Source organism: Streptomyces cahuitamycinicus (assembly GCF_002891435.1).
Lineage (GTDB): Bacteria > Actinomycetota > Actinomycetes > Streptomycetales > Streptomycetaceae > Streptomyces > Streptomyces cahuitamycinicus.
In genome coordinates this window covers 1-8,127 of record NZ_POUC01000367.1, presented here as the reverse complement: position 1 = coordinate 8,127, position 8,127 = coordinate 1, and the positions used below count along the sequence as shown (strand labels likewise).

Below are 8,127 nucleotides of genomic sequence, written 5' to 3'. Positions count from 1 at the left end.
GGCGCTCACCGCCCTGGGCCTGAGCGCGCCCGCCCCCGACCCCGCCGACGCCTCGCCGCACTCCTTCCCCGGCGGCGGACGCTGGCGCACCGAGATCCCCTCCTGCGAGGGCCCCGAGGCGCTGGCGGTGGTGCTGAAGGAGGCGTCACGGCTGGACGTGCCGATCCACCGGATCAGCCAGGGCAGCGGCGTGTGGATGCTGACCGACGCCGAGATCACCGAGATGGTCGAGTCGACCGGCGAGCGCGACATCGAGCTCTGCCTGTTCACCGGCCCGCGCGGCACCTGGGACATCGGCGGGTCCACGCGCACCGACTCGCGGGGGGCCGGTCTGCGCGCCAGGGGCCACGACGCCGTCGCCGGCTGTGTCGAAGACGCCGTCAGGGCTACGGAGTTGGGCGTCAAGTGCCTGCTCGTCGCCGACGAGGGCGTGCTGTGGACGCTGCACCGGGCGCGGGCCGCCGGGATCATCCCGGCCGACACCACGCTCAAGGTCTCCGCGCTCATCGGGCCGGTCAACCCGGCCGCGTACGCGGTCTACGAGCGCCTCGGCGCCGACTCGGTCAATGTGCCGAGCGACCTGACGCTCGATCACCTCACGGAGATCCGCCGGGTGTCGGGCGCTCCGATGGACATGTACATCGAGGCCCCCGACGACCTCGGCGGCTACGTCCGGATGTACGAGGTCGCCGAGCTCATCCGGCGCGGCGCACCGCTCTACCTGAAGTTCGGCCTGTCCAAGACACCCGGGATCTACCCCTACGGGCACCACATGCGGGAGCTGACCCTGGCCACCGCCAAGGAGCGCGTGCGGCGCGGCCGGCTCGCCCTGGACCTGCTGGCCCGCCACGGAGCGGACGGCGACATGGCGCCGCTCGGGTCGCGACTGCCGGGCGATCTGCAACGGTTCGAAATCTCGTCATAACGTTCCGGCTACTCGGCTTCACAAAAGAAGACACAGCCAACCACAATCCGACACATCTCTTCTCGGTCTTTCCGGCACGACCAACCGGAGCGACTTCGCGCCTCTCAGACCGAGCCCTGCCACAGATCAAGGATGATGATCATGCGTAACCGCAGAGCCGCTCTCACCGCCATAGCCGGAGCCGCGTCCCTCGCCCTCACCCTGTCCGCCTGCGGGCAGAGCAGCGAGGGCGGCAGCGAGGAGAGCGGGGACAGCGCCAAGGGCGCCACCATCGGCATCGCGATGCCGACCAAGTCCTCCGAGCGCTGGATCACCGACGGCAAGAACGTCGTGACGGAGCTGGAGTCCAAGGGCTACAAGACCAAGCTGGTCTACGGCGAGGACGACCCGGACCAGCAGGTGTCGCAGGTCGAGAACCTGATCACGCAGGGCGTCAAGGCGCTGATCATCGCCGCCATCGACAACAAGTCGATGAACAACGTCCTCCAGCAGGCCAAGGACGCGAACATCCCGGTCATCTCCTACGACCGCCTGATCCTCGGCTCGCAGAACGTCGACTACTACGCGTCGTTCGACAACGAGAAGGTCGGCGAGCTCCAGGGCACCTACATCGTCGAGAAGCTCGGCCTGAAGGACGGCTCCAAGAAGGGCCCCTTCAACATCGAGCTGTTCGCCGGCTCCAACGACGACAACAACACCCGCTACTTCTTCGGCGGCGCGATGAAGGTCCTGCAGCCCTACATCGACAAGAAGCAGCTCGTCGTCCGCTCCGGCCAGACCAAGCTCAACCAGGTCACCACCCTGCGCTGGGACGGCGGCACCGCCCAGAAGCGCATGGACGACATCCTGACCTCGGCCTACAAGAGCGAGCGCGTCGACGCGGTCCTCTCCCCCTACGACGGCATCTCCATCGGCATCCTGTCGGCGCTGAAGTCGGACGACTACGGCTCCAAGAGCAAGCCGCTGCCGATCGTCACGGGCCAGGACGCCGAGGTCGCCTCGGTGAAGTCGATCATCGCCGATCAGCAGTCGATGTCCGTCTTCAAGGACCTCCGTGAGCTCGCCAAGGTGTCCTCGAACATGGTCGACGCGCTGCTGAAGGACAAGAAGCCCGAGGTCAACGACACCAAGACCTACGACAACGGCGCGAAGGTCGTCCCGGCCTACCTGCTGGAGCCGGTCGCCGTCGACAAGAGCAACTACCAGAAGGAGCTCATCGACTCCGGCTACCTCAAGGAGAGCGACGTCAAGTAGTCCCCGCCACCGACCGACGATTCACCACTGATTGGAAGGCACGACCATGGCGGGACCCGTCCTGGAAATGCGCTCGATCGTCAAGACCTTTCCCGGCGTCAAGGCGCTGTCGGACGTCACACTGACCGTCCGCCAGGGCGAGGTCCACGCCATCTGCGGGGAGAACGGCGCCGGCAAGTCGACCTTGATGAAGGTCCTCTCCGGCCTCCACCCGCACGGCACGTACGAGGGCGACATCCTCTTCGAGGGGGAGGTCTGCCAGTTCAAGGACATCCGGGCCAGCGAAGAGCGCGGCATCGTGATCATCCACCAGGAACTGGCCCTGGTGCCCTACCTCTCCCTCGCCGAGAACATCTTCCTCGGCAACGAGCACGCCACCCGGGGGATCATCAGCTGGACCGAGACCCTGCGGCACGCCACCGAGCTGCTGCGCCGGGTCGGTCTCGCCGACCACCCCGACACCCGCGTCGCCGACATCGGCGTGGGCAAGCAGCAGCTCGTGGAGATCGCCAAGGCCCTGTCGAAGAAGGTGAAGCTGCTCATCCTGGATGAGCCGACCGCCGCGCTGAACGACGAGGACAGCGGCAAACTCCTGGAGCTCATCCTGGAGTTGAAGAAGCAGGGCATCACCTCGATCATCATCTCCCACAAGCTCAACGAGATCCGCAAGGTCGCCGACTCGGTGACGATCCTGCGCGACGGGCAGACGATCGAGACCCTCGATGTGAAGGCCGAGGAGACCACCGAGGACCGGATCATCAGCGGCATGGTCGGCCGCGACCTGGAGAACCGCTTCCCGGAGCGGTCGCCGCACGAGCCCGAGGAGGGCGCGGCCCCGGCCCTGGAGATCCGGGGCTGGACCGTGCACCACCCGATCGACCAGCAGCGCAAGGTGTGCGACGACGTGTCGCTCCACGTGCGCCGCGGGGAGATCGTCGGCATCGCGGGCCTCATGGGCGCCGGCCGCACCGAACTCGCGATGAGCGTCTTCGGGCGGACTTACGGCCGGTACGCGGGCGGCACCGTCCTCAAGGACGGCAAGGAGATCCGTACGAAGTCCGTCCCCGAGGCGGTCAAGCACGGCATCGCGTACGTCACCGAGGACCGCAAGCACTACGGCCTCAACCTCATCGACACGATCAACCGGAACATCTCGCTGAGCGCCCTGGGCAAGGTCGCCAAGCGCGGTGTGGTCGACGAGCACGAGGAGCGGCAGGTCGCCGAGGGCTTCCGCAAGTCCATGAACATCAAGGCGCCGACGGTGTTCGAGCCGGTGGGCAAGCTGTCCGGCGGCAACCAGCAGAAGGTCGTCCTCAGCAAGTGGATCTTCTCGGGTCCGGACGTGCTGATCCTGGACGAGCCGACGCGCGGCATCGACGTCGGCGCCAAGTACGAGATCTACACGGTCATCGACCAGCTGGCGGCCCAGGGCAAGGCGGTCGTCTTCATCTCCTCCGAGCTGCCCGAGCTGCTCGGCATGTGCGACCGCATCTACACGATGGCCGCGGGGCGGCTGACGGGTGAGTTCTCGCGGGCCGAGGCCTCCCAGCAATCGCTGATGCGTCAGATGACGAAGGACAAAGAGGTAACCCGATGAGCACGGACGTGACCGCCAAGAGCCCGGCCCCCGCGCCGCCGGGCAAGAGCGGAGGGGCCGCGGCCGACGGCCTGTTGCAGCTGGTGATGGACGGCATGCGCCGCAACATGCGGCAGTACGGCATGCTGATCGCGCTGGGCCTGATCGTGGTCCTGTTCGCCGTATGGACCGACGGTGACCTGCTGCTGCCGCGCAACGTCTCCAACCTGGTGCTGCAGAACAGCTACATCCTGATCCTCGCGATCGGCATGATGCTGGTCATCATCGCCGGCCACATCGACCTGTCGGTGGGCTCACTGACGGCGTTCGTCGGGTCCATGGCCGCCGTGTTCATGGTCAAACAGGATCTGCCGTGGCCGCTCGCCGTGGTGCTGTGCCTGGCCGTCGGTGCGGTCGCGGGTGCCGTTCAAGGGTTCTTCATCGCGTACGGCGGGATACCGTCGTTCATCGTGACCCTGGCGGGCATGCTGATCTTCCGCGGCCTGACGGAGATCTTCCTGGAGGGCCAGACCCTCGGCCCGTTCCCGGAGGGCCTCCAGAAGGCCGCCAACGGCTTCCTGCCGGAGGTCGGCCCGAACACGAACTACCACAACCTCACCCTGCTGCTGGGCTTCGCGATGATCGCCTTCGTGATCTTCCAGGAGGTCCGCGACCGCAGGCGGCAGCAGGAGTTCGACCTGGACGTCCCGCCCACGAAGCTGTTCCTGCTGAAGCTGGTCGCGATCGGCGCCGCGGTGCTGACGCTCACCATGCTGCTGGCCAGCTACAAGGGCGCCCCGATCGTGCTGCTCATCCTGGGCGTGCTGCTCGTCGGCTTCGGCTACGTCATGCGCAACGCGATCATCGGCCGCCACATCTACGCCATCGGCGGCAACCTCCCGGCGGCCAAGCTGTCGGGTGTGAAGGACAAGAAGGTCACCTTCCTGGTCTTCCTGAACATGGGCATGCTCGCGGCCCTGGCGGGTCTGGTCTTCGCCGCCCGCTTCAACGCGGCCTCTCCCAAGGCCGGCCTCAACTTCGAGCTGGAGGCGATCGCCGCCTCGTTCATCGGCGGTGCGTCGATGAGCGGCGGTGTCGGCACCGTCCTCGGCGCGATCATCGGTGGCCTGGTCCTGGGCGTGCTGAACAACGGTATGAACCTCGTCGGCATCGGCACCGACTGGCAGCAGGTCATCAAGGGCATGGTGCTGCTGGCGGCGGTCGGGTTCGACGTGTGGAACAAGCGCAAGGTCGGTTCGTAAGTCGGACCGGGCCCCGCCGGGAGGCGGAGCCCGGTTCTTTCCCACGCAGTTTCCCAATGAAGCGGAGCCGCACATGGAACTGAACAGACGCACGGTCATCGCGGGAGCCGCGGCGGCGGGTTTAGCCGCCACCACACTCAGCGGCACGGCGCACGCCACGGGAGGCAGGAAGCCGGTGAAGACGCTCTTCGGCAAGCTGGCCGACGGCACCAAGGTCTACAGCTGGTCGCTGGAGAACGGCGGCACCCGTCTGAAGGTCCTCTCCTGGGGCGGTGTCGTCCAGTCCCTGGAGATCCCCGACCGTCGCGGCCGGTACGCCAACGTCTCCGCGGGCTTCGACAACCTCGAGGACTACGTCGCGAAGACCCCGTACTTCGGAGCGCTGATCGGCCGGTACGGCAACCGCATCGGCAAGGGCAAGTTCACCCTCGACGGCAAGAACTACCAGCTGTCCGTGAACGACGGCGAGCAGAGCCTGCACGGCGGCACCCAGGGCTTCGACAAGCGCGTGTGGGACGTCGAGCCGTTCACCAAGGGCTCCGACGTCGGTCTGCACCTGTACTACACGAGCGTCGACGGCGAGATGGGCTACCCGGGCACGCTCAAGACGAAGGTGACGTACACGCTCACCCGGCACGGCGACTGGCGCGTCGACTACGAGGCCACCACGGACAAGGCCACCGTCGTCAACCTCACCAGCCACGTCTACTTCAACCTCGCCGGTGAGGGCAGCGGCACGATCGAGGACCACGAGCTCCAGATCGCGGCCTCCCGCTACACGCCCACCGACGCGGGCCTGATCCCCACCGGCGAGCTGGCCAAGGTCGCGGGCACCCCCTTCGACTTCCGCAGGGCCAAGCCGATCGGCCGGGACATCCGCGTCTCCCACCCGCAGCTGGTGACCGCCAAGGGCTTCGACCACAACTGGGTCCTCGACAAGGGCATCACCGCCCGCCCCGAGCAGGTCGCCACCCTGCGCGACCCGGCCTCCGGCCGCACCATGAAGATCGCCACGAACGAGCCGGGCCTGCAGTTCTACTCCGGCAACTTCCTCGACGGCACGCTGACCGGCCCGTCCGGCCGCACCTACCGGCAGGGCGACGCCCTGTGCCTGGAGACGCAGCACTTCCCGGACTCGCCGAACAAGCCGAAGTTCCCGTCGACGGTGCTGCGACCGGGGGAGACCTACCGGACGACGACGATCCACACGTTCGGCTGCTGAGGCCACTGACAGGTCTTCACAGGTTGAACACACGTTCCGACCGTTTTCCCGACGGTTGAACGGTGTCACCGTGGCCTCCGTATGAATGGGCGGCCCGCGCTCCCCCGCGCGGGCCGCCCTTAAACGTCGGGTCCGGCCGTCCCCAACGGACCCGCCTCATACGGAGGTTCCATGGCCGACAACGTCACGTCGCTGTTCCGCAGTACCGCGGCACACAGCCCGTCGATGGCGGCTCTGACACGCGAGGGCGGCGAGGAAGCCGGCCCCGTGGACTTCTGTATCCCCTGCAACCCGTACTTCCCGACCCCGGCCATGTTCGAGGACATGGCGGGCCGGCTGCGCGACATCATCACGTACTACCCGTCCAGCGCCGACACGATCACGGCCGAGCTGTGCAGCCTGCTCCAGCTGCCGCCGCAGTGCGTGGCCATGGGCAACGGCTCCACCGAGCTCATCACGTGGATCGACCACCTGCTGGTGCGCGAGTCCCTCGCCGTCCCCGTCCCCACCTTCGGCCGCTGGACCGACCAGCCGATGGAGACCGGCAAGCGGGTCGACATGTTCCCGCTCCAGGAGTCCAGCGGCTTCGCCCTGGACCTCGCCCAGTACGCCGAGTTCATCCGCGCCCGGGGCACCCGCGTCGCCGTGATCTGCAATCCCAACAACCCCGACGGCGGCTTCCTGCACAAGCACGCCGTCGTGCAGTTCATGGACGCCATGGCCGACCTCGACCTGATCGTCATCGACGAGTCGTTCCTGGAGTTCGCGGACGCCGAGGCCGAACCGTCCGTCGTGCAGGAGGCGATGCTGCGGCCCAACGTCGTCGTGCTGCGCAGCCTCGGCAAGAACTTCGGCCTGCACGGCATCCGCTTCGGCTACCTCGTCGCCAACCCGGCGCTCGCCGGCCGGATCCGCTCGATGCTCCCCAAGTGGAACCTCAACTCCTTCGCCGAGCACGTCGTCTTCATGCTGAAGGAGCACGGCGCCGAGTACGCGCAGAGCCTCCACCAGGTCCGCCGCGACCGGATGGACATGTCCGGCCAGCTCTCCTCGCTGCCCGGGCTGACGGTCTACCCGTCGCAGGGCAACTTCCTCTTCGTGCGCCTCCCCGTGGGTGCCGAGGGCACCGTGGTCCGGGACCGCATGCTCACCGAGCACCGGATCCTGGTCCGCGAGTGCGGCAACAAGATCGGCTCGTCCAGTCGCTTCCTGCGTCTCGTGGTGCGCCCCCAGGTGGACGTGCGTCGCCTGGTGTCCGGCCTGGAACAGGTGCTCTACGGGACGTCCAGGAGGGGAGCCGCCGTACCCGAGCCGGGCAACGGGAACAGCTACAGCTCGGGTACGGCGGCCGTGGACCGTCTGGTGAGCGAGACGAACGGGTCGGGCATGCGAGGGCTCGCGGCGCAGGCGGTGGGGATGGCCTCGGCGCCGGCTGCCGCCCCGGGACCGGGGCTCGCCCCGGCGGCCGCGAGCACGGGAGGGGTGCGGCTCGCCCCCGCGGCCGCGAGTACGGGCGGGGTGCGGCTCGCCCCGGCGGCCGCGAGTACGGGTGGGCAGGGACTCACCGCTGCCCCGGCGCCCGCACCGACTCCCGTCCCGGCGCCCGCCCCGGCCGCCGGCATCGGCATGCCGCTCCCCGCCGCCGCGTCCGCCGTACCGGCGGGCACGGGCGGTGGGATGCCGATGCCGGCTGCGGGCCAGATGCCGCAACCGCAGATGCCACAACCGCAGATGCCCCAGCCCCAGATACCGCAGCCCCAGATACCGCAGCCCCAGATACCGCAGCCGCAGATAGCGCAGCCGCAGATAGCGCAGCCGCACATACCGCAGCCGCACATACCGCAGCCCCAGATGCCGCAGTCGGTGCCGCAGCCCGCTCCTCAGCCGG

Annotated in this window: 6 protein-coding genes; all 6 read left to right on the top strand. The window is 68.1% G+C overall.

Annotated elements, in window-relative coordinates; translation table 11 throughout:
* A partial coding sequence (locus C1J00_RS33300) for a hypothetical protein (protein ID WP_102912699.1) occupies positions 1 to 925 on the top strand: 925 nt, incomplete at its 5' end.
* A gap of 141 nt (positions 926 to 1,066) precedes the next feature.
* Positions 1,067 to 2,179, top strand: a complete 1,113-nt coding sequence (chvE, locus tag C1J00_RS33295; protein WP_369333491.1) for a multiple monosaccharide ABC transporter substrate-binding protein — start codon at positions 1,067 to 1,069, stop codon at positions 2,177 to 2,179.
* Between the two features lie 46 nt (positions 2,180 to 2,225).
* The gene (mmsA, locus tag C1J00_RS33290) at positions 2,226 to 3,776 is read left to right on the top strand and encodes a multiple monosaccharide ABC transporter ATP-binding protein (protein WP_102912697.1); all 1,551 of its coding nucleotides are present in this window, start codon (positions 2,226 to 2,228) and stop codon (positions 3,774 to 3,776) included.
* Complete coding sequence (gene mmsB / locus C1J00_RS33285) at positions 3,773 to 5,017, top strand: multiple monosaccharide ABC transporter permease (RefSeq protein ID WP_102912696.1); 1,245 nt, start codon at positions 3,773 to 3,775, stop codon at positions 5,015 to 5,017. Before mmsA ends, mmsB begins: the two co-directional genes overlap by 4 nt.
* Before the next feature lie 73 nt (positions 5,018 to 5,090).
* Entirely contained in the window at positions 5,091 to 6,239 is a 1,149-nt protein-coding gene (locus tag C1J00_RS33280; protein WP_102912695.1) for an aldose epimerase family protein, read from the top strand.
* Positions 6,240 to 6,410: 171 nt separating this feature from the next.
* The coding region (locus C1J00_RS33275) for a pyridoxal phosphate-dependent aminotransferase (RefSeq protein WP_245936600.1) at positions 6,411 to 8,127 on the top strand (1,717 nt) is incomplete at its 3' end.

What these genes read in the sequence shown, in the direction of transcription:
- chvE (WP_369333491.1), top strand. Translation starts at nt 1,067, where the DNA reads ATGCGTAACCGCAGAGCCGCTCTCACCGCCATAGCCGGAGCCGCGTCC.
- mmsA (WP_102912697.1), top strand. Translation starts at nt 2,226, where the DNA reads ATGGCGGGACCCGTCCTGGAAATGCGCTCGATCGTCAAGACCTTTCCC.
- mmsB (WP_102912696.1), top strand. Translation starts at nt 3,773, where the DNA reads ATGAGCACGGACGTGACCGCCAAGAGCCCGGCCCCCGCGCCGCCGGGC.
- C1J00_RS33280 (WP_102912695.1), top strand. Translation starts at nt 5,091, where the DNA reads ATGGAACTGAACAGACGCACGGTCATCGCGGGAGCCGCGGCGGCGGGT.